Source organism: Brevibacillus sp. NPDC003359 (assembly GCF_042878995.1).
GTDB lineage: Bacteria > Bacillota > Bacilli > Brevibacillales > Brevibacillaceae > Brevibacillus.
The window spans coordinates 1,536,170-1,556,347 of the sequence record NZ_JBIAOR010000001.1 but is presented as its reverse complement, the minus strand read 5'-3'; the positions used below and the strand labels follow the sequence as shown (position 1 = coordinate 1,556,347).

Genomic DNA, 20,178 nt, shown 5'->3' with positions numbered 1-20,178 from the left:
CCTCCTTCATTAGCGCGTGTTCAAAAACTCGAAAAAACCTCAAAGTTTCGAGGAGGGGGGAGAAAAACATCATGAATGAACCAACATACGTCAGTGGGTCACATCGAGAAGCGTCTGTCGTGACACCCGAGCATGTTATGCTGCGATTTCAGACGGCAGGTCTTGGCAGCCGTGCCACTGCCATGCTGATTGACTGCGTAATCTTGCTCCTGGTTAATCTTACTGTATTTATTTTGTTTGGTATAGTTTTATTTGGAAATGAAGAAGGATTTTTCCAGGATTCTGGAAATTACGCGTTGGCCATCGTTCTCCTAGTTATCTTCGTAGTGAACTTTGGCTACTTTTGGTTATTGGAAGCATTCTGGGGCGGACAGACCGTTGGCAAAAGGCTGATGGGAATCCGGGTCATCCGTGATAACGGACAGCCTGCGACGTTTGTTTCCTCGACGATTCGGAATCTGTTCCGCATTATTGACGCGATGCCATCTGGTTATTTTCTCGGGGCGCTTGTCTGCTTTTTTCACCCACGCGATAAGCGAATTGGCGATTTGGTAGCGGGTACGATTGTTGTGGTGGAGTCAGGACAGCGATCAACTCTTTTTCAGAAAAAGAAAGACAATCAGCTAAACGGCTTTGATTTGAATCATGCGCTACTCGTGCTTGATGAGCGTCAAAAACAGGCGATTACCCGAGAGGACTGGCAGTTGCTGTCCTCCTTCGTCAGCAGATTATCTTCTTTATCCCAAGCGAAAAAATATGAACTCGCGAATCAAATCGCCAGCATCATGCGCAAAAAATTAGAGCTTTTTGACGAACAGACCAACAAGGAAGACCCGATCCTGTTTTTGCAAAGACTGTACAATCAGCTGCAAAACGAATTTCAACTCCGAAAATGAAGAGAGGTACCGCCAAAAAAATGGCGGTATTTTCTTTTTTTGACTTGTTTTTCCATTATTCCGCAAAATGCTGCGTCAAAAACTTTCTATGTTATAATGAAACCTCATTCTATGTCACAGAAAGGAGGAGGGAGCCGATGGACGACAAATACATGGGAGCGTCATCGACTTCGTCACCCACACTGCCACTCCCGGCAAACGGGAAGCAGAAAGGAAGACGCAGAAGAGGCAGCCTGTTCCAGGCATTGATTCCCTCCCAGACAGAAGGTAAGCGCCCTTTACTACCTATCGTTTTGGCCGTTCTGGTCTGGGTAGGACTTGCCTATGCTGGCTATGCCTTTGCTGTTTATACGTTGGACAAGCAGCAACAATTTGTGAACCAACGAATTGATCAGGTTCAAGAAGATAATCAAAAGCAAATGAAGGCATTGGGAGATCAATTGGCTCTGGTGCAGGAAGAAATGCAAAATGTCCAGAAGGGTCTGGGAAATCTGGAAGAAGATCTGGCATTGACGGGCGAAACTATTGGTGGAACAAACAAGACCAAAGAAGCCCTGCAGGATCGGGTTGACCAGCTAAACAAACAGTTGGTTGATTTGAAAGCATCTCTGAAAAAATTGGAGGATGCTGCCCGTGCTTGGTAAGATTAACCGTTTCTTTCTCTTTCTGATGGCACCTGCACTCGGTTTTTTGGTCGCTTTTTCGCTGGCAAATCCAGTGGACAAGCTCCAGACAGAAGGCCTGAAGCTTCCTTCTGCCGTAGCAAAGAGCCAAGCAGATGAGCTGGGGAAACGGCTCAACGACACCAAGGTGCAGCTTCGAAACGTAGAAATCGTCATCGAAGACATCCAGGATCGCTCGAAAAAGGAACAGAAAGAATACGAGCAGCAAAACAAGAACATCAGCAGTGCACTTGAAGCGAGCAAATCCCAGACGCAAAAATCTGCGGATGTATTGGACACAGTCTTGTCCAACATGCTTGGCAAGCCGATCGGTCAACACTTCGGGAAAAACTCTACAGTGAAAGTCTATTCCCTGCAAGAAGGCGGATACCGCGGTTATATGGCCAAAGTTCGCCTCAATGATCCGAACGCGTTGAAAATGGTGCTGGCGAACAACTCTGTTAAAAGTAAAGGAGAAACGACGAGTCAAGCCGGTAAGCGTACAGGAGCCATTCTTGCGATTAACGCAGGCGGCTTTATGGCGGACAAGCAGGGCAATTTGACTCCGCTTGGCATTACTGTTGTTGACGGCAAGATTCGAACGTTTTCCAATAATGCGAAGCTGAGCTTTGTCGGTTTTAACAACAAAGGTCATCTGGTGGGAACAAACATCAAGACGCAGGCGCAAATTACGCAACAAGGGATATTGCAGGGGGCGAGCTTCTTGCCGCGTCTCTTGCAAGACGGAAAGCGACTCCCTATTCCTCGTGAATGGGCGAATGCGCGTCAACCGCGAACGTTGATCGGTCATTTCGACAACGGTGATTTGCTGCTGATTGTCATTGATGGAAGACGAGATGGCTGGAGCAATGGTGTTACGCTGGAGGAAGCGCAAAAAAAGCTACAGGAGTGGCATGTCGTGGATGCGTATAACCTCGACGGTGGCGGATCCAGTGCGTTTTATTACAATGGCAAGCTGATGAACAAGCCTTCAGGCGGAAAAGAACGCCGTGTGGTGAGCAATTTGGTTATCATGCCATAAGCAAAAATCGATACACTCTTCTGTGGAGACGACAAGTCTTGCTGCAGAAGAGTGTTTTTTTCTGTAGAGAAAAGTTTGCTTAGTTAACTGTGAATGTGGGTTGACCTTAAAAAATGCTGAAAATTATAATAATAGCAGAGTAATGAAATAGAACAGGAGGGATCGCATGAAAAAAGGGATGTTGGTTACCCTCTCGATTGTTTCCGTGCTTTCGTTTCCTCATTTTGCTCTGGGGAAAGTCCCAGGTATGCCAGCAGGTGTGCAAGGAGCTACAAAGGGGATTGTCGCGGTATCTCATCCAGCAGCGGCCCAAGTCGGCAGAGATATCTTGGCAAAGGGCGGCAATGCGATTGACGCTGCGGCTGGGATCCAATTTGCTCTGAATGTGGCAGAACCGTATATGTCCGGTATCGGCGGCGGTGGCTTCATGATGATTTATGTAAAGGATCAAAACAAGGTGACGGTGATAGATAGTCGGGAAATGGCGCCTGCCAAGGTTACTCCTGATATGTTTTTGCAGGCAGATGGAAAGCCGATCCCGTTTGAAGAGAGACATACCAGTGGTCAGGCCGTAGGTGTCCCAGGTACATTGCTGGGCGTAGAGCAAGCGTTGGAATCGTATGGGACATGGGACTTGGGAAAAGTGATAGAACCGTCAATTGAATTGGCGGAAAAAGGCGTTCGCGTCAACTGGGTGTCCGCTCAATTTATTGCCAATTCTATGGAAAAGCTGAAAAAGCACGGGACTGCTGCACAGGTGTTTGCCCCAAACGGAGTTCCACTCAGAGAAAGCGAGATGCTGGTTCAGCCCCAATTGGCGAAAACGTTAAAGGTTATCCGCGACAAAGGCTCAGATGCCTTGTATGAAGGGGAAATTGGCAAGGCCCTCGTCGAGGAAGTGCAAAGAACGGGTGGCTCCATGACACTCGATGATTTGCAGGCGTATCAAGTAAAAGAGCGAGAACCGGTTCGCGGCATGTATCGCGGATATGAAGTGATTTCGATGGCACCACCCAGTTCTGGCGGCTTGACACTCATTCAGATTTTGAAGCTGATGGAAGGCTACGATAACAAAAAGGACGGAATCGGGTCGGTAGCCTATTTGCATCATCTGATCGAAGCCAACCACCTCGCCTACGCAGATCGGGCGGCGTTTATGGCGGACGAGGATGTGTATCCAGTACCGAAAAAGGGGCTGATTGCAGACGAATACATCAAGGAACGGCGTCAGCTCATCCGTGAAGAAACCGCGAATGCCAATGTAGGGGCAGGAGATCCTTGGAAGTACGATCCTGGCAAAAAGCCCGAGGTGTCCATGAAGCTGAGTGATCAAAGCCCAGTCAAGCAGACCACGCACTTCTCTGTGATGGACAAATGGGGGAATATCGTTTCGTATACGACCACGATCGAAGATATATTTGGTAGTGGTGTGATGGTTCCGGGTTACGGTTTCATGCTCAATAATGAGCTTACGGATTTTGATGCGATTCCTGGCGGTGTCAATCAGGTCGAGCCCGGCAAGCGCCCACGTTCGAGCATGACGCCAACCATGGTACTAAAAGACGGAAAGCCTTTTTTGGCAATTGGATCACCAGGTGGTTCCACGATTATCGCTTCTGTATCGCAGACGATTCTCAATGTGATCGATCATGAAATGGAGATTCAGGATGCCATCCGAGCACCTCGCATTTTTTCTAGTAGCTATCCGAATGTGACATGGGAAGCGGGCATTGACCAAGACGTCATCCTGCAATTGATGGCAAAAGGCCACGTTTTTGTCGAGGAACCGTCAAACATTGGCAACGTCCAAGCGATTGTGTACGATTTTGAAACGGGAAAAATGTACGGCGGAGCGGATAACACGCGCGAGGGTACTGTACTTGGGGTCGATGCCATTGCGTATACGGCTGCTCAGCCAATCCAGTCGTCAAAAGAACAGGAGGGCCCCTTTGATTTGCGAGTAAATGGAAATGTATACCCATATACAGCAGAACAAAAAGTGATGATAGATGGAGCAGCCTATGTTCACGCCGAAAAGTTGCTGTTGGGGCTGGGGCAAAAAGTGACGTCCTTCCAGTCTGATGTGGTCATGGTGAAGGGAATTCCTTACTTGCCTGTCAAAAAAGTTGGCGAGAAGCTGGGCTATACGGTCATGTGGAAGGAAGCGGAGCGGTCTATCGAGTTGACGAACAAGAAGTAGGTCGATCAAGAAAAGGATGTGGCAAAAGATGAAGAAAGTACTTGTACTTGGCGGAACGCGATTTTTTGGAAAGCGATTAGTGAATCTCCTCGTTGAAGCTGGAGCAGATGTGACGGTGGCAACGAGGGGGCTTACCCAAGTAGATTTACCTGCCTCAGTCAAAAGGCTTACGCTAGATCGCGATGACGTCAATTCACTAGCGGTTGCAGGGGAAGAACAGTGGGACGTGGTCTACGATAACATCTGTTATTCCTCCCAAAATGCAATGGATGCGTGTAAGGTTTTTCGGGGGAAAGTGGGTACGTACATTTTGACCTCTACCTTGTCCGTCTACGATTATGCAGAGGAAAGCTTAAAGGAAGAAGCATTTGATCCGTATACGTATCATATCCAGGCGAAAACCAGAGAAGAGATGACCTATCAAGAGGGAAAACGTCAAGCAGAAGCCGTCTTTTTTCAGGAAGAGGCTTTCCCTGTTGTAGCGGTTCGCTTTCCAATCGTGTTGGCGAAAGACGATTACACACATCGGCTACGGTTTCATATTGAGCATGTACAAGAGGAGCGGCCGATTGGTATCGCGAATCTAGCTGCCCAGATGTGCTTTATTCATGCACAGGAAGCAGCTCAATTTTTGGCATGGGTGGCGACAGCGTCCATCACAGGGCCTGTGAATGCGTGCTCGGATGGGACTGTTTCACTTGCTGAGCTGATGGAGACGATTGCGCAAACAGTCGGAAAACCCGCCCGGATTGAGCAAACAACAGATGCTTCTGATGCGTCTCCCTTTGGATTTGCATCATCCTTTTACATGGATAACGGCAAGGCTAAGGCCGCGGGCTTCCGATTCTGGGGGCTGGATGAATGGTTGCCAGCGCTTATCAAAACCGTTCATGCGGAATAAACCTCTCAAAAAGCGTGACCTATCTACCTTTTCTTTCGTATAACTCCATGGTAAGGTAGAGCAGAACATATGTGTCTGTAAGGAACCAGGAGGACCGATTATGAACAAAAATCGCACCAGCAGTCTTGCGATCGTCGCAGCACTATCAGTAGCACTACTCAGTGGATGTGAACCTCCCTCATTAAATGGATTGTTATCCAGCGAGTCGAATGGAACTGCTGAGAATGGACAGTCAGCGGGAGAGGGAACGCAGCCGACGACAGTTGAGCCAAATAATAAGGAGACAGCACGTCCCAAACGGGCATCTCTTGCAGAGACGATAAAAGATGTGGATGGAGTGCCAACCGTTACGAATGAAACAGATCTCTCGGTTGTCGTAAATAAACAGCGAGCGTTGCCTGCAGATTATATTCCACCGGATTTGGTTGAGCCGAATGTGCCGTTTCCTTTTGATGAAAAAGTTGAGAAGCGTTTGCTGAGAGCAGAAGCCGCGCAAGCATTAGAAGAACTGTTTGCCAAAGCAAAGACAGAAGGAATTGAACTGTATGCCGTTTCTGGCTACCGCTCGTATAAGACCCAAAGATCGCTGTACGAAACGTATGTAAGGACGCAAGGTGCTGAGCATGCTGCTGCCTACAGTGCCGTACCTGGAAAGAGCGAGCATCAGACTGGCTTGGCTATGGATGTGTCCGGATATGATGCAAGTACACGCTTGGAAGAGTCGTTTAGTGAGACGCCTGAAGGAATATGGCTGGCAGCCAATTGTGCAGACTTTGGGTTCGTCATTCGTTATTTGAAGGGCAAGGAAGATACGACTGGATATGCGTATGAGCCTTGGCATTTGCGTTATGTAGGGAAGGAAATGGCGAAAGAAATTATGGCAGATGGCCTTACTTTGGAGGATTATTTTTCTCAAGCGGCAATCGCCCACAAATAACGCAATCGAAAACGCAAAAAGCCGCCCTGATAAGGAGCGGCTTTTTGCTGCATGGAAAAAATGTTAACGAGGGAGGCGAACCTGGGACAGCGGCCAGTATACCACCTCTGCTCGTCCTACTACATGATCTAGTTGAACAGGGCCAATGACGCGGCTGTCCATACTGTTGTTGCGATTATCCCCCATGACAAACACACTGCCCTCAGGAATTTTCACAGGATCAAAATCTTCGGTTAATGTCACACCTGCTGTAGAAGTTTTTAGCTTGTTTTCGACCAAATACTCTTCGCTGAGCGGTTGGCCATTGACATATACTTGATCATTTTTGGCTTCAACGGTGTCACCGGCTACTGCGACCACGCGCTTGATCCAGTTGTCACCAGTTGCATCCGGATGAACGATGACGATATCACCAGGTTGTGGTTCTTTGAGATAGTAAATGGCTTTGTTTACGATGACACGTTCACGGTCATGCAACGTACTTTCCATGGAGCGCCCTTGAACGACGTAGGGAGCCATGACAAATACGTAGATAAAGGCAGTCAATCCGCCAATCAAGACAAACGATTTTAACCAATCGAGCAATTCCGCTTTCCATTTTGGTGTAGGGTTGGTTTGTTCCATTGAAATTCTCCTATGTATGTAGTTTCTGTGGCAAATTTGCCTGAGTCAAATGCCTCCTGTGTATAAGGCTGTCTTCCCATTATACATGCTTTACGAATAGATACGAAAGATGATTCAAGGAAATAATTGGCTTCATGGGTGAAGATGGAAAAAGTCGTAACATTATTTTGCAAGCTACCTATTGTCAGTTTTTCCTGTTTGAGTTAAGATGTTCTTGAAATAAGTTTTACACTAAAAATATTAAGTGGTAAACACTTTGTCTGGCTCATACATATCTTTCGTGAAAAGAAATAATTTCGGGAGTTCTCTTGATCTTCCGGTACTTAGGCTATATAGTTTTATAGTAAAAGTACTTATATTATTAATTTTCCGAAAATAGGTGATGTTGTGAGCAATATGTCCCGTGCCAGTAAACTTGAGGAACTGGATCGAGTATTTGTCGAGATTGCTCGTTTCTTTATTAACAATTGGCTAGAGGAAGAGTCAATCAGTCCGAAGCAGTTTATCTTGCTGCGTGTGCTGCATCAAAAAGGACGAAGCACAGTTTCTGAGCTGGCGGCTATTTTGAAGTTATCCAATAGTGCCACCACAATCGCACTCAATCGGTTGGTGAAGGCCGGTTTTATTGACCGGGTTCGAGATGAACAGGATCGACGTGTCGTGTGGGTCACTTTGTCACAACAAGCCATTCCGACTTTGGAAGGACTTTTGTGCCACAGGAGAGCACTAGTAGGAAAGCTGCTGGAGAATCTGACTGACGACGAATTAGAGCAGTTTACGTATTTTCTCCGGAAAATGCAGCAGTGCATTTAGCATACCTTCAAGTTCGGGTTTGGGGACATTCGTTGTAAGACATAAGTGTGTACCGCGGGAATGGGAGTGTACACATATGAAAAAGAAAAGCACACTGATCATGAGTTCTTGTATCTTAGGAGCAGCGCTGTTTACACAAGCTGCATTTGCTGAAGAGGCAGTAAAAGCTACTGAAACGACAAAGGCAACAGAAGCAACAACAACGACAACAGAAGAAAAACCTGCAACAGAAGAGAAGCCAGCTACTGAAGAAAAGCCGGCAACTGAAACAACAACTACTGCACCTACAACTACACCTGAAACAAAGCCTGCAACTCCAGAAACAGTTAGCCCAATTCAAGGCTTGACTCAACAAGGTGGCTGGCTCATCATGCCAGGTAAAGATGAGTTTGTACTGGTGAGTGGACAATATGTTCCAGTGATCTCTACTGTATCTGGTTGGGCAACGATGCCAGGAGTAGATCAATTTGTTACAACTGGTGGCGTAACTGCTGTGAGTGCACCAGCAGCTGGTTGGGCATCGATCGCTCCAGAATCCGATAACGAAAAATAAGCATAGATGATAAAGACGCTTTGTCCCTTGATTGGGCAAGGCGTCTTTTTTTTGGCTAAATCTGGAGATTCCCGTACAAACTAAAGCGGATAGAAACCAAAAGGAAGGAGGGACGAAAATGGCAGGTCAGGATAAGGGTCAGGCTCGATCCAGGGCGAGAGAGTTGGGCACGGAGGATACAGGCGGGGCCGTCTATTATCAAGAAGCAGACGAATATACAGCTGGTCTGGCTACGACGCAGGAGTTGGTCAGTGACATGTACAAGATGGGAACGATTGAGGACAAGGAACAGATGATGTAAAAACACATGAAAAGAGCAAGGCCAGCCTGGATGCATGGAGGCTGGTCGTTTTTGTTCCGTTGATAAAAAATTTTTTATTGACTTAGTAGATTGTATCGGTAAAAATACAAGAGGAATCAGAAAATTTAAAAAGGGTGTGCCACGAATGAGAGACTCACGATTAGATCAATTAGCGTACAATCTGGTTAACTATTCTGTACGAGTACAGCCAGGGGAAAACATTTTGATCAACGCGAAAGGGGATACACCGGATTTGGTGCAAGCCCTCGTGCGTGAGATTTACAAAGCAGGCGGCAGTCCTTATGTTCAATTGATTGATCCCGCCGTAAGCCGAGAAATCGCAATGAATTGCAATGAAGAGCAGTTGACGATCATGGCTCAGCATGAAGTCGAGCTCATGGAGAAAATGCAAGGTTATATCGGGATTCGTGCAGCGAACAACATCAATGAGATGGCCGATGTTCCAAGTGACAAGCTGAGCATCTATTCTCGTATATATGAGCTGCCAGTGATGAACGTACGCGTTCCTAAGACGAAGTGGGTTGTGCTTCGTTACCCGAATCCTTCTATGGCACAGCTTGCGAACATGTCTACAGCAGCGTTTGAAGATTTTTACTTCCAAGTATGTAACCTGGATTACGCGAAGATGGACAAAGCAATGGACAGTCTGGTTGACTTAATGAATCGTACAGATAAGGTACGCTTGGTAGGACCTGAAACGGATCTCATCTTCTCAATAAAGGACATTCCTGCTGTGAAATGTGCTGGCCTGCGCAATATTCCAGATGGTGAAGTGTATACAGCACCTGTGAAGGATTCCGTAAATGGTGTGATCACTCATAATGCTCCAACACCATACCACGGCTTCACTTTTGAAAATGTTCGCCTGACCTTCAAAGACGGTAAAATCGTGGAAGCAACAGCGAACGATTCCGAGCGTCTGAATCAAATTTTGGATACGGACGAGGGAGCGCGCTTCATTGGAGAGTTCGCCATCGGTGTGAACCCTTACATACGCAACCCGATGAAAGATATCTTGTTTGACGAAAAAATTGACGGAAGCTTCCACTTCACCCCTGGTCAATGCTATGACGAAGCATACAATGGCAACAAGTCGTCCGTACACTGGGACATGGTTTCCATCCAGCGTCCGGATTGGGGTGGAGGGGAAATCTGGTTTGATGACATCCTGATTCGCAAAGATGGTCGTTTTGTCATTTCAGAGCTTGAATGTCTGAATCCAGATAACTTGAAAGGGTAAGGCAGAAGCCTATCCGAATCATTTGTCGTACTGACGGAGCCTTTCGTGGGCAAGCATAATATCCATTTCTAGCTGAAAAAGCATGTGCAGGTTGCTTGAAGGTAGAGTAATTCTGCGTGCCGCGTGGTAGAGAAGTGGCTTGTTTTGTTTGATGACGGTCATGATTTCCACAACAGGAGGAACGACTTGCTTGATTCTTAGCAGACTTTGCAAATAACGGAGAAATGCTTGAATATTAGCCTGATCATCCTTGTTCGGTACCGTTTCAATCAAAGTGAAAAAGTCTCGGACGATGATACGCTTCGTCTCCTGAGGCTCCACGGTAGTTGTACGATTCACTAGATCCACCTCACGGGAAAGAGTAACAGCTTCTTTTCTTTTCCCGCTGAATGATAGGTGATAAACCTTTTGTTCGATAAAAAGTCTTTGGCATGTACATGTGCCAAAGACTTTTCGTTTTTATGACTCGCGATGACCATCGTAGACGCTTGCTTCTTCCAGTGGAATCCGAATGCGCAAGAGCAGCCAGGCATTCAGGAGAGAAAACGTCAGAGCAGTTGCTACAGCGGAAAATGTCAGGGGGAGTAGGAGCAGCTCAAGCGAAACGACCAAGTAGTTGGGGTTACGAATGAAGCGATAAGGCCCCTGCTTGATCGGAGCCTCTCCTGGAAGTATGAAGATGCGGGTATTCCACCGTTTACCCAAGCTGCGAATACACCAGTACCGAAGTCCTTGCGCGATCAAAAACAGGCTGAAAGGAACCGCCCACCAAGAGGGCAGAACCATGGTGCTGCCTTTTCCCACCACTTCGAAAATAAGCGAGAGAAAAAAGAGAAGATGAAGAAGGACGATGTATTTGTAATGACTCGCTCCAACCTCGTAGCCCCCTTTTGATCGGATATAGCGGGCATTCCTCACAGCAACGAGAAGCTCGACCAGCCGCTGCAATACGACTGCAGCCATGACGAATCCAAAGAAGAGCATCATGACTATCTCGCCTCCAGTAGTAAGAGCTCGGAGCTAAATCCCGGTCCAAGCGCAGCGACCAAACCGCGATCTCCTGGCTCCCACGCCTTCTCCATGCTTTTCTCCAAGACGAACAGAACTGTAGGAGAAGACATGTTTCCAAAATTGGTTAACACATCTTCGGAAAAACGAGTGGCTTCAGTGCCAATGCCCAAAGACCGCTGGTAGGCTGTTAATACCTTGGCTCCACCTGGATGGAAAATAAAATGACGCAGATGATCAATAGACATCCCGTGTGGCGACAAAAAGCTCTCGACGTTTTCTCGCATCGAAGAACGAATGAGAGTAGGGATGTCGCGGGAGAAAATGACTTTTAACCCCGGATCGGTCAATTCCCATCCCATGACATCTACGGTGTCCGGCCATGTTGTTGTACGCGCATCACAAAATTGAACCTTGGGTACATCAGAAGAGGATAAGACTTGGTCTCCGTCTATTAAGACGGCTGCAGCTCCATCTCCAAATAGGCATGTTGCGACCAAATTGCTTTTGGACAAATCTTGTCGGATGAAGGTCAAGCCGCACAGTTCTACGCTTACAAGCAATACTCGCCGCGAGGGATAAGCCTGGGTGTACTCACATGCACGCGACAATCCCATCGCTCCACCAGCACAGCCAAGGCCCCACAAAGGTACACGGGTTGCTTGCGAACGGAGTCCTAGACGGTGGAGTAGGCGGGAATCAAGACTTGGTGTCGCAATGCCAGTGCTTGATACAAACATCAGACAATCGATGGATGACGGCTCAACACGTGCTTTCGTCAAGCACTTTTGGGCAGCCTCTACTGCCAAGGCTTCCGCATGTTCGATATACAATTGATTTTTCTCTGCGAACGGCCGGTCCTCCAAAAACCAATCCAGTGGCATACAAAAATGTCTCTTTTGAATGTGACTGTGCGCAAACACATGTAACAAGCGGTCGATATCAGGAAAAGCGTCTTGAAAAAATAGGCGTGCGAGCTTCATGGAATCCTCTTGTGTAATCTCGTGGGAAGGTACTGCAGTAGCCACTGCTTCAATACGGGGCATACATTCATTCACTCCCGTCTCTTTTATTAGCCATTAGCTTTTCCCTTCCAATTGGTTCCAATTCATGCTGCACCATGTGCTGAGACAACAGTATGGTTGTCAGCATTTTTATAACATTCGCATGAATGAAATAAGTGGCAGTTTCGTGGTTTTGCTTGAACTTACAAAAAAAGATAGGTAAAATATTCCTTATTATATGAAAAAAGACCTATTACTATATTCGTTTTGATAGGTCTAATGTATGATAAAAGAGGGTTACATCGGAGAGATCGGGGGTAGTGTACGTTGGGCTCACGCTGGATTAGCTTGGGTGTGTCCTGTGTGATCATCTCGGTTTGGTTGATCGGATACGGATTGCCGCCGGATGAGAGCATGATTATCTTTCTTTTACTTGTGGCCGTCATTCAGTCGCTTGCTGCCTATCAAATAGGGAAGTATGTCGATCAGTTGCGGCAGATGGCCTATCACGATTCACTTACTGGCGTTCTGGTCAATCGCAGATTTTTAGACAAGCTGGTTGAAGAAGTGGAGTTGGCAAAAAGCAATCATCAATCTGTTACTTTATTGTTTATTGATTTAGATAATTTCAAAATATTCAATGATTCATATGGTCATATGGAAGGTGACCGACTCCTTTGCCAATTTGCAAGCATTTTACAAGCAAGTGTACGTAAGCAAGATACGGTTGGAAGATGGGGAGGGGAAGAATTCGTCGTTTTGTTATCGCACACAGACACAATAAGAGGACTGGCAATCGGAGAACGAATTCAAAATCAAGTACGACAAGCTCTTTCAGGTGTCACGGTCAGTATCGGAGTGGCCTCGTATCCACACCATGCTTCAACAGCGGAAGAGTTAGCGAAAAAAGCAGATATGCTTATGTATGAAGCGAAAAAAAGGAAAGATTGCATGATGGTCGCTTCGAATGAAAAGATAAATATTGGTAAAACTAACACTCGTTATCTCTCTTGACACGGGTGTTTTTTTTCATTGTAAAGAGCATTTACAAAAACTTAACAATTCCTTAAAGAAAAATATACACACTTGACCTTGATTTTAAATTTACGTAAACAATAACTTTCGATATAATCTGTTAGGTGTGATTTATTCAAAGGAGTGAACAAGTCCCGTATGTTGAAATCAAACAAGTATATCTTCTTTGATCTGTTCGAGCAGCAGATTGCCACTGTGCACAAAGGAACTCATCTTTTCTATGAAATGATAGGAAACTATCAAGATCTAGAAACAAAGGTTAAGGCAATCAAGGCTGTCGAGAAAGAAGGAGACGAGATCGTTCGTCGCATTATGAACGAGTTAAACTCTACTTTTATCACTCCGCTTGAGCGTGAAGACATTCACCAGCTCGCTCATACGATGGACTCGATGATCGACTACATTGACGGTGTCGCTGATCGTATGTATTTGTACCAAGTGACTCAACCAGATCCACGTGTACTGGCACAAGCCAACATTTTGGTGAAATGCTCGGCTAAGCTGATCGAGCTGATTCGCACACTGCGCAAACTGGATCACAAAGTTGTTACAAAAATCGCTGGGGAAATCAAAGATTTGGAGCATGAATCTGACTCCAACTACCGCAAAATGGTATCTGATTTGTTGAATTCTCCTGATACCAACCCAATGGAAGCGATCAAACTCAAAGAGATTTACGATAAGCTCGAAGACTGTGCTGACTTCGCTGAGGACGTCTCCAACCTGGTAGAAGGGATCGTGTTAAAGAATGCCTGATCTTTCGCCAGAGGTGATTATTCTCGTACTCGTCGTCATCATGGCGCTAGCTTTTGACTTTATCAATGGTTTTCATGATACGGCGAACGCGATTGCGACTTCTGTTTCGACGCGTGCATTAAGTCCGAAAACCGCGATTATTATTGCATCCGTGTGTAACTTGATTGGTGCACTCTCGTATACGGGTGTAGCGAAGACAATCGGGGGAGGCATTACCGATCCATTCAAGCTGGAAAATGGATTGGTCGTCGTTTTGGCCGCGTTGACATCTGCGATTTTGTGGAACCTAATCACCTGGTGGTTCGGAATTCCTAGCTCGTCCTCGCACGCGATTATCGGCGGCGTTGCAGGTGCTGCATTTGGTGCCGCAGGAAGTGGTGCCATTAACTGGTCAGGCTTCATTAGCATTATCCAAGCGTTGATCATATCCCCGCTTGTTGCGTTTGCTATTGGTTTTGTCGTGATCAAGCTTGTGTCTTGGCTTGTCCGTAACTCAGCGTACCACAAAACCAATCGAGGCTTCCGTTCACTGCAAGTAGTGTCAGCATCTTGGCAGGCCTTCAGCCATGGAGCCAACGATGCGCAAAAAACAATGGGCGTAATCACCCTTGCTCTGATTTCTGGTGGATTCTTGATTCAAGAACCGGGCGAATTCGTCATTCCACTGTGGGTAAAACTATCAGCTGCTATTGCAATGGCTTTAGGTACAGCCTTTGGTGGATGGCGTATCATCAAGACCTTGGGTGGTAAGATTATGAAAATCAAGCCAATTTCCGGTTTCTCAGCAGACCTGTCTTCTGCCTTGATTATCACAATCTTTACAGCTTTGAAACTGCCGGTGAGCACAACGCACGTGATCACATCCGCCATCTTGGGGGTTGGGGCATCGCAAAAGCTGAACGCAGTAAAATGGGGCTTGGCTGGCCGAATCTTGGTCACTTGGGTCATTACCCTTCCGATTACAGGACTTTTGGCTGCTGCATGCTACGTCGTGTTTGACGTATTCCTGTAGAGCTACACCTTTATACAACAGACAACAGACACCTTTCCGTGTAGAGTATGCGGGAAGGTGTCTTTTTCATTAACTTGATCCAGTTAAACGCTCCCATAAGCCGGGCTTGGGTCTAATTTGCACGAGCCGTACGGCAGAGAATGGGATATAGTCCAGCGAGCCATCCCGCTCTTCAATTAAAATGCCGTTTGGACTGTAATCATACAATTTGCCTTCTGCATAGGCGGATAATCCTTGACCGATCATATCAGGAGCAAAATGAATACGTACGTGGCGATCGAGATACTCTTCCAAAATTCCATCATCCATCTTATTCCCCTCCTTTTTTCATTCTATCTCCTAGTTATTTCCTGCATTGCGACAATTCAGACAAGGCAAAAGAAAAAACCACCCAGTCGGACTGACCTGAGTGGTAATGGATTTATCATGGTGACGTTATTCGATCGAGTTTTGGGAATGTCCTGTCTGCTTGCTTTTGCGTGCAAACACGAGCATCAAGATGACACCGGCAGCAATTAAGCACAGACTGACTAGTTGAGCGACACGCAGGGTATCGGCTATTAACAAACTGTCTGTACGCATTCCCTCAATGTAGAAGCGACCGAGTGAATACAGGATCATGTAGCTGAACAAGACCTGTCCATCGAATTTTTTGAATCGGTACAGCATGAACATGAGAACGGCGAATACGAAAAGGTTCCAGATCGATTCATACAAGAACGTAGGGTGGTAATACTGTCCGCCGATAAACATTTGTTCGCGGATAAATGCAGGGAACTTTTCCATAAACTCAGCAGTGACGGGACCACCATGTGCTTCCTGGTTGATAAAGTTTCCCCAACGTCCGATGGCTTGGCCCAAAATGACACTAGGCATAAAAATGTCAGCCAAACGAAGAAACGGCAGATTATGTTTTCGAATATACCAGCTTCCTGCCAGAACACCACCGATTAAACCACCGTGAATGGCCAAGCCGCCTTGCCAAACCGCGAAGATGTCCAGTGGATTGTCTTTGTACTGCTCCCATTCAAACGTAACATAATACAATCTTGCACAAACGATGGCTGCAGGAATGATCAGAACCACCATGTTCAAGACGTGATCAGGATCAATGCCAGAACGTTTGGAATTGTAGCGCGCGAGATAAGTACCCAAGAAAAAAGCCAGCCCCATAATAATGCCATACCAGTGAATCTTTAAGGGGCCGATTGCAATTGCGATCGGATCAATCATGAATGTGCCTCCTTGCCTCAAAACATCTTTGCCAAGTATAGCACAAATGGGCTGATGGATTCCAACTAATGGCTTACTGGGACTGCAAAAAGCCGAGGATGGCATCAAGGGAGGCTCGTTTCGTCGGAGCAGATACGGATAAGAATAAATCGCCGAATGTTTCCAGCCGTTTGGGAACCGTATAAACGGTGAAGTCTGTGGGATGAGAATGGGGAACCTCCTCCCACAGAATGGGCGTTGATACGGTTGCCTGCTCTTTTGCGCGGGTGGAATAAGGGGCTGGCAACGTTTTTCCCCGCCAGTGTTGCAAATAGTCAATGTACAGCTTATCTCCCCGATTCTTCACCAAGCGCTCAATGGTTAATAATGAGGGATGCTTGCTGACTAAATAGGATGCGATGAAATGTCCGACCTGCCGCGTCTGTTCAAACGTGTAGCAGAGTTCAATCGGGACATATACTTGCAAGCCGCTGGAACCAGAAGTTTTGACCCAAGAAGGCAGCTGCAACTCATCGAGCAGCTGTTTCAATACGAGGGCAGACTCAATCACAACGTCAAAATCATCTGTGGAAGGGTCGAGGTCAAATACGAGCTCTGTCGGAGTCTCATCCTTGGCGAGGTGAAAGGAGACGTGCCACTCCAATGCTGCTTGATTCGCCATCCACACAAGTGTCGCCCGGTCGTTGCATAGCACGTAACGAACATTTTCCCACGTATGCGTTTGTAACCAGTCAGGCGCATAGTCAGGTGCGTTTTTTTGATAGAAGTGCTTGTCGCCAATTCCGTGAGGGTAGCGAATGACGGTTAAGAGCCGATCCTTGCTATACCGTAGGAGTGGGGCTGCGACAATCAGCAAGTAGCGCAAGTAATCTAGCTTGGTTACCTTGGCTTCTGGCCACAGAGGTTTGTCAGGATTTGTAATAGACAATGTGTGATTGTCAATCGTCAGCTCATACTCTTTTGTTGCAGGACGCAATGACATATTCACCTTCTTTTTGAACGGTATAGGTGTTCCTACTATCTCCCATCTGTGTTTCGCTATGTAAAGGGAATGCCTCTTTGCATATATTCCCTGCTAATCAACCATAATACGGGTAGCTTTCCAGTGGTTGGTGATGAAATGAAGTTCAAGAAGAAAGATAAAATGAAAGAACTGATTGATACGATGAATTCCTGCAGCTTGATTGAGCTGGAGGGTATACCGATTTCGCCTCAATTAGATGAGAACGTTGATTTGTTGAAAAAAATGTTCTCTGATTGCTCCGATTTTGTCATACGAGAATTCCGGCAAAAAAACAGTGTCCGCGCGATTGCTGTCTTCGTAGATGGGCTAATTGATACCAAAGAGGTCAATTCTGCACTGAAATCGTTAATGGTATTGGAAGACGGCGATGAAGATATAAAAGTGATAGAAGAGGCACTTTTGCCCGTCTCCCAGATGGCGAGAGTAGACGATTATAAAAAACTGCTACAGGCTGTGCTTTCAGGTGATACGGGCATTCTCGTAGAGGGAAATACAGAAGCGCTCACACTCGGCATTCGTGGAGCAGAAAAACGCTCAGTCAACGAACCAGAAGGAGAAGCGGTCGTACGGGGGCCACGTGAAGGCTTTATCGAAAATATTCGCACCAACACGTCGATGCTACGGCGCAAATTGCGAACGCCTCGCTTGAAAATGAAGTCCTTGGTTGTTGGACGTGAGACGAACACCAATCTGGTGGTTGCCTTTCTTGATGGGATTGCTGATCCAGAGATCGTAGAGGAGGTCACTGGTCGAATCAGCAAAATCAATATGGATGCTGTGCTGGAAAGTGGATATATCGAAGAGATGATCCAGGATAACACGTACTCGCCTTTTCCACAGGTCATGTATTCAGAGCGCCCAGACACGGTTGCAGCGGCATTGCTGGAGGGGCGTGTCGCGATATTTGTGGATGGGACACCGATGGTTTTGATAGTGCCTGTTACGTTTTGGATGATGATGCAGGCTAGTGAGGATTATTACGAGCGATTTCAAATGGCTACGCTTGTTCGACTGCTGCGTTATATGTTCCTCGTCATTTCGCTTATTACCCCTGCTTTATATGTGGCCATTACAACCTATCACCAACAGATGCTGCCAACCACGCTCCTTTTAAGTATTGCGGCTGCTCGCGAGTCCATTCCTTTTCCTGCTATTGTGGAGGCCTTTATCATGGAAATTTCCTTTGAGGCCTTGCGAGAAGCGGGAATTCGTCTCCCGAAAACGGTTGGGCAAGCTGTCAGTATTTTAGGCGCGCTGGTCGTTGGTCAGGCAGCTGTGCAGGCAGGGATTGTTTCTGCCCCCATGGTTATCGTCGTATCGCTCACAGGGATTGCCTCGTTTACCATCCCGCATTATAATGCATCGATTTCATTGCGAATGCTGCGTTTTCCGATCATGATTGCGGCTTCGATCCTCGGCATCTATGGCATGCTGGTAGCGTTATTACTCATCCTCGGTCATATGGCCAACCTGCGCTCTTTTGGTGTCCCTTATTTATCGCCGCTAGGACCGATGTCGATCGGCGATCTCAAAGACGTACTGATAAGGGCTCCGTGGTCGATGATGGAAAAACGCCCAAGCTTTTTGGGAGTTCAAAATGCAAGGCGTATGAACGATAGTTTTGCTAATTCTATTCAGCAAAGAGGAGGGCAATCAGGAGTGGCAGGCAACCGTCATCCAAATGAGGAGGGACAATCGTGAAGGCTGTGACCCGCATGTTGGTGGTGTCGCTCTGTATGTTCCTGGTATCGGGATGTTGGGATCGCCGTGAAGTAAATGATATGGCCATTGTCGTTGCGATGGCGATGGATAAGGAAGCTGATGGCAGGTATCGGTTATCTATTCAGGTTCCGCTGGTCAGCAGCCTTGGTGCACAGTCAGGAGGTGGTGGAGGGACGAGTGGTGACAAGAGTTATTACGTAGATTCCGCAGTAGGCAGGACAATTCGGGAAGCGAATGAATTTATCCAAGCAAGAATGTCACGAGAAATTTACTACTCCCATCACCGGATGATCGTCATAGGCGAAGAGCTAGCGAAGGACGGAATGTCAGAAGTGCTGGATATCGTCTCACGTTTTCCCGAAAACAGATTGACAGCTTACATTGTCATGACGAAAGGCAAAGGAATCGAATTGTTAACCGCACAGCCGCAATTTGAACGTTTTTCAGGTGAAGCGATGCGTGAGTTGGTCAAGATGGGGGGCATTACGGTATCCCTGAAGGATGTGGCCCAGATGCTCAGTACACCAGGGGTTGATGCCATTTTACCCGTTCTGGCAGCAGTGGATTCCCATCCGAAAGGAAAGTCAAAAGAAATAGAGGCGACGGGGGTAGGCATATTTAGACAGGACAAGCTCGTAGCCATCGCGAAGCCCAAAGAACTGCTCGGACTGCGATTGTTCCAACGCGATTTTACACCGTTTTCTGTTGTGGTGTCCCTTAACAAGCATGAACGGCTTACAATAAGTCTTTCGAAAGGAAGGGCGAATATTAAGCCCGTGATCAAGAAAGGTCACATCCATTTCAAAATTGACCTCTACGCTTCTGCCGTTGTGATGGAGAATATGTCAAACCTCGATCTCGAGGAAGAGAAAAATATTAGAATGCTGCAAGGGAAGCTCGGTGAGCAAATCAATAGCGGTGTGAAACAAATGATACAAGGGATTCAACATTATCGATCAGACTTCATTGGGCTAGGAATCGCATTGTCAAGGAATTATCCGCGAGAGTGGCGAGACCGGTATCGGAACAGGTGGAATGAGGAGCTTCCGAAAATCACATATGAAATCCGATCCAAAGTGAATATGGCCAATTTCGGACAGACAACGAAAAATATTACCCAGGGTGAAGATGATCATGAATAGAATATTTTTGATCTTTTTTATCTCTATGTTGTTACTTTCGTTTGGAGAATTC

At 46.6% G+C, this 20,178-nt stretch carries 22 protein-coding genes; 15 read left to right on the top strand and 7 right to left on the bottom strand.

Annotated elements, in window-relative coordinates; genetic code table 11:
- The first annotated feature begins 71 nt into the window (after positions 1–71).
- From ACFYU8_RS07165 to ACFYU8_RS07140, 6 genes are all read left to right on the top strand, one after another.
- Positions 72–896: an RDD family protein gene (locus ACFYU8_RS07165; protein ID WP_390294487.1), complete on the top strand. Its 825-nt coding sequence runs from the start codon at positions 72–74 to the stop codon at positions 894–896.
- A 137-nt stretch (positions 897–1,033) separates the two neighbouring features.
- Positions 1,034–1,540 carry a hypothetical protein gene (locus ACFYU8_RS07160; protein ID WP_390294489.1) on the top strand — a complete coding sequence of 169 codons (507 nt, stop codon included), beginning with the start codon at positions 1,034–1,036 and terminating at the stop codon, positions 1,538–1,540.
- Positions 1,521–2,600: a phosphodiester glycosidase family protein gene (locus tag ACFYU8_RS07155; RefSeq protein ID WP_390294491.1), complete on the top strand. Its 1,080-nt coding sequence runs from the start codon at positions 1,521–1,523 to the stop codon at positions 2,598–2,600. The genes ACFYU8_RS07160 and ACFYU8_RS07155 overlap by 20 nt, the downstream gene beginning before the upstream one ends.
- Positions 2,601–2,766: 166 nt before the next feature.
- Positions 2,767–4,800 (top strand): gamma-glutamyltransferase, encoded by a 2,034-nt coding sequence (gene ggt, locus ACFYU8_RS07150; protein WP_390294493.1) that lies wholly within the window; start codon positions 2,767–2,769, stop codon positions 4,798–4,800.
- A 28-nt stretch (positions 4,801–4,828) separates the two neighbouring features.
- Entirely contained in the window at positions 4,829–5,701 is an 873-nt protein-coding gene (locus tag ACFYU8_RS07145) for an NAD-dependent epimerase/dehydratase family protein (protein ID WP_390294495.1), read from the top strand.
- A 100-nt stretch (positions 5,702–5,801) separates the two neighbouring features.
- Positions 5,802–6,638, top strand: coding sequence for a M15 family metallopeptidase (locus ACFYU8_RS07140; RefSeq protein ID WP_390294497.1), 837 nt, complete (start codon positions 5,802–5,804; stop codon positions 6,636–6,638).
- Positions 6,639–6,701: 63 nt separating this feature from the next.
- Here ACFYU8_RS07140 and lepB read toward each other — a convergent pair whose 3' ends face one another.
- A complete protein-coding gene (gene lepB / locus ACFYU8_RS07135; protein ID WP_106838816.1) occupies positions 6,702–7,262 on the bottom strand; it encodes a signal peptidase I in 561 nt (186 codons plus the stop codon).
- Between the two features lie 387 nt (positions 7,263–7,649).
- Between lepB and ACFYU8_RS07130 the strand changes: the two genes are divergently transcribed.
- The 4 genes from ACFYU8_RS07130 to ACFYU8_RS07115 all read left to right on the top strand — a co-directional run bounded on the left by ACFYU8_RS07130 (position 7,650) and on the right by ACFYU8_RS07115 (position 10,190).
- A complete protein-coding gene (locus tag ACFYU8_RS07130) occupies positions 7,650–8,075 on the top strand; it encodes a MarR family winged helix-turn-helix transcriptional regulator (RefSeq protein WP_390294499.1) in 426 nt (141 codons plus the stop codon).
- A 76-nt stretch (positions 8,076–8,151) separates the two neighbouring features.
- Positions 8,152–8,628: a hypothetical protein gene (locus ACFYU8_RS07125; RefSeq protein ID WP_390294501.1), complete on the top strand. Its 477-nt coding sequence runs from the start codon at positions 8,152–8,154 to the stop codon at positions 8,626–8,628.
- A gap of 118 nt (positions 8,629–8,746) precedes the next feature.
- A complete protein-coding gene (locus tag ACFYU8_RS07120) occupies positions 8,747–8,929 on the top strand; it encodes a DUF4025 domain-containing protein (RefSeq protein ID WP_390294503.1) in 183 nt (60 codons plus the stop codon).
- Positions 8,930–9,074: 145 nt separating this feature from the next.
- On the top strand, positions 9,075–10,190 hold the full coding sequence (locus tag ACFYU8_RS07115) for an aminopeptidase (protein ID WP_390294505.1): 1,116 nt from the start codon (positions 9,075–9,077) through the stop codon (positions 10,188–10,190).
- 18 nt (positions 10,191–10,208) lie between these two features.
- Here the strand turns inward: ACFYU8_RS07115 and ACFYU8_RS07110 are convergent, their stop codons facing one another.
- The 3 genes from ACFYU8_RS07110 to ACFYU8_RS07100 all read right to left on the bottom strand — a co-directional run bounded on the left by ACFYU8_RS07110 (position 10,209) and on the right by ACFYU8_RS07100 (position 12,244).
- Entirely contained in the window at positions 10,209–10,529 is a 321-nt protein-coding gene (locus tag ACFYU8_RS07110) for a hypothetical protein (protein WP_390294507.1), read from the bottom strand.
- A 120-nt stretch (positions 10,530–10,649) separates the two neighbouring features.
- Positions 10,650–11,177: an isoprenylcysteine carboxyl methyltransferase family protein gene (locus ACFYU8_RS07105; protein WP_390294509.1), complete on the bottom strand. Its 528-nt coding sequence runs from the start codon at positions 11,175–11,177 to the stop codon at positions 10,650–10,652.
- Positions 11,178–11,179: 2 nt separating this feature from the next.
- The gene (locus ACFYU8_RS07100; RefSeq protein WP_390294511.1) at positions 11,180–12,244 is read right to left on the bottom strand and encodes a type III polyketide synthase; all 1,065 of its coding nucleotides are present in this window, start codon (positions 12,242–12,244) and stop codon (positions 11,180–11,182) included.
- Positions 12,245–12,529: 285 nt separating this feature from the next.
- On the opposite strand from ACFYU8_RS07100, the gene ACFYU8_RS07095 reads away from it, so the two are divergent.
- From ACFYU8_RS07095 to ACFYU8_RS07085, 3 genes are all read left to right on the top strand, one after another.
- The gene (locus ACFYU8_RS07095; protein WP_390294513.1) at positions 12,530–13,216 is read left to right on the top strand and encodes a GGDEF domain-containing protein; all 687 of its coding nucleotides are present in this window, start codon (positions 12,530–12,532) and stop codon (positions 13,214–13,216) included.
- Between the two features lie 159 nt (positions 13,217–13,375).
- Positions 13,376–13,993 carry a DUF47 domain-containing protein gene (locus ACFYU8_RS07090; protein WP_144614368.1) on the top strand — a complete coding sequence of 206 codons (618 nt, stop codon included), beginning with the start codon at positions 13,376–13,378 and terminating at the stop codon, positions 13,991–13,993.
- Positions 13,986–15,005, top strand: coding sequence for an inorganic phosphate transporter (locus ACFYU8_RS07085; RefSeq protein ID WP_390294516.1), 1,020 nt, complete (start codon positions 13,986–13,988; stop codon positions 15,003–15,005). The genes ACFYU8_RS07090 and ACFYU8_RS07085 overlap by 8 nt, the downstream gene beginning before the upstream one ends.
- Before the next feature lie 69 nt (positions 15,006–15,074).
- Here ACFYU8_RS07085 and ACFYU8_RS07080 read toward each other — a convergent pair whose 3' ends face one another.
- The 3 genes from ACFYU8_RS07080 to ligD all read right to left on the bottom strand — a co-directional run bounded on the left by ACFYU8_RS07080 (position 15,075) and on the right by ligD (position 17,214).
- Positions 15,075–15,314: a hypothetical protein gene (locus ACFYU8_RS07080; protein WP_390294518.1), complete on the bottom strand. Its 240-nt coding sequence runs from the start codon at positions 15,312–15,314 to the stop codon at positions 15,075–15,077.
- 126 nt (positions 15,315–15,440) lie between these two features.
- Positions 15,441–16,238, bottom strand: a complete 798-nt coding sequence (gene lgt / locus ACFYU8_RS07075) for a prolipoprotein diacylglyceryl transferase (protein WP_390294520.1) — start codon at positions 16,236–16,238, stop codon at positions 15,441–15,443.
- Between the two features lie 73 nt (positions 16,239–16,311).
- Complete coding sequence (gene ligD / locus ACFYU8_RS07070) at positions 16,312–17,214, bottom strand: non-homologous end-joining DNA ligase (protein ID WP_390297199.1); 903 nt, start codon at positions 17,212–17,214, stop codon at positions 16,312–16,314.
- A gap of 168 nt (positions 17,215–17,382) precedes the next feature.
- On the opposite strand from ligD, the gene ACFYU8_RS07065 reads away from it, so the two are divergent.
- Positions 17,383–18,963: a spore germination protein gene (locus ACFYU8_RS07065; RefSeq protein WP_390294522.1), complete on the top strand. Its 1,581-nt coding sequence runs from the start codon at positions 17,383–17,385 to the stop codon at positions 18,961–18,963.
- Positions 18,960–20,126: a Ger(x)C family spore germination protein gene (locus ACFYU8_RS07060; protein WP_390294525.1), complete on the top strand. Its 1,167-nt coding sequence runs from the start codon at positions 18,960–18,962 to the stop codon at positions 20,124–20,126. Before ACFYU8_RS07065 ends, ACFYU8_RS07060 begins: the two co-directional genes overlap by 4 nt.
- The last annotated feature ends 52 nt before the right edge of the window (positions 20,127–20,178 follow it).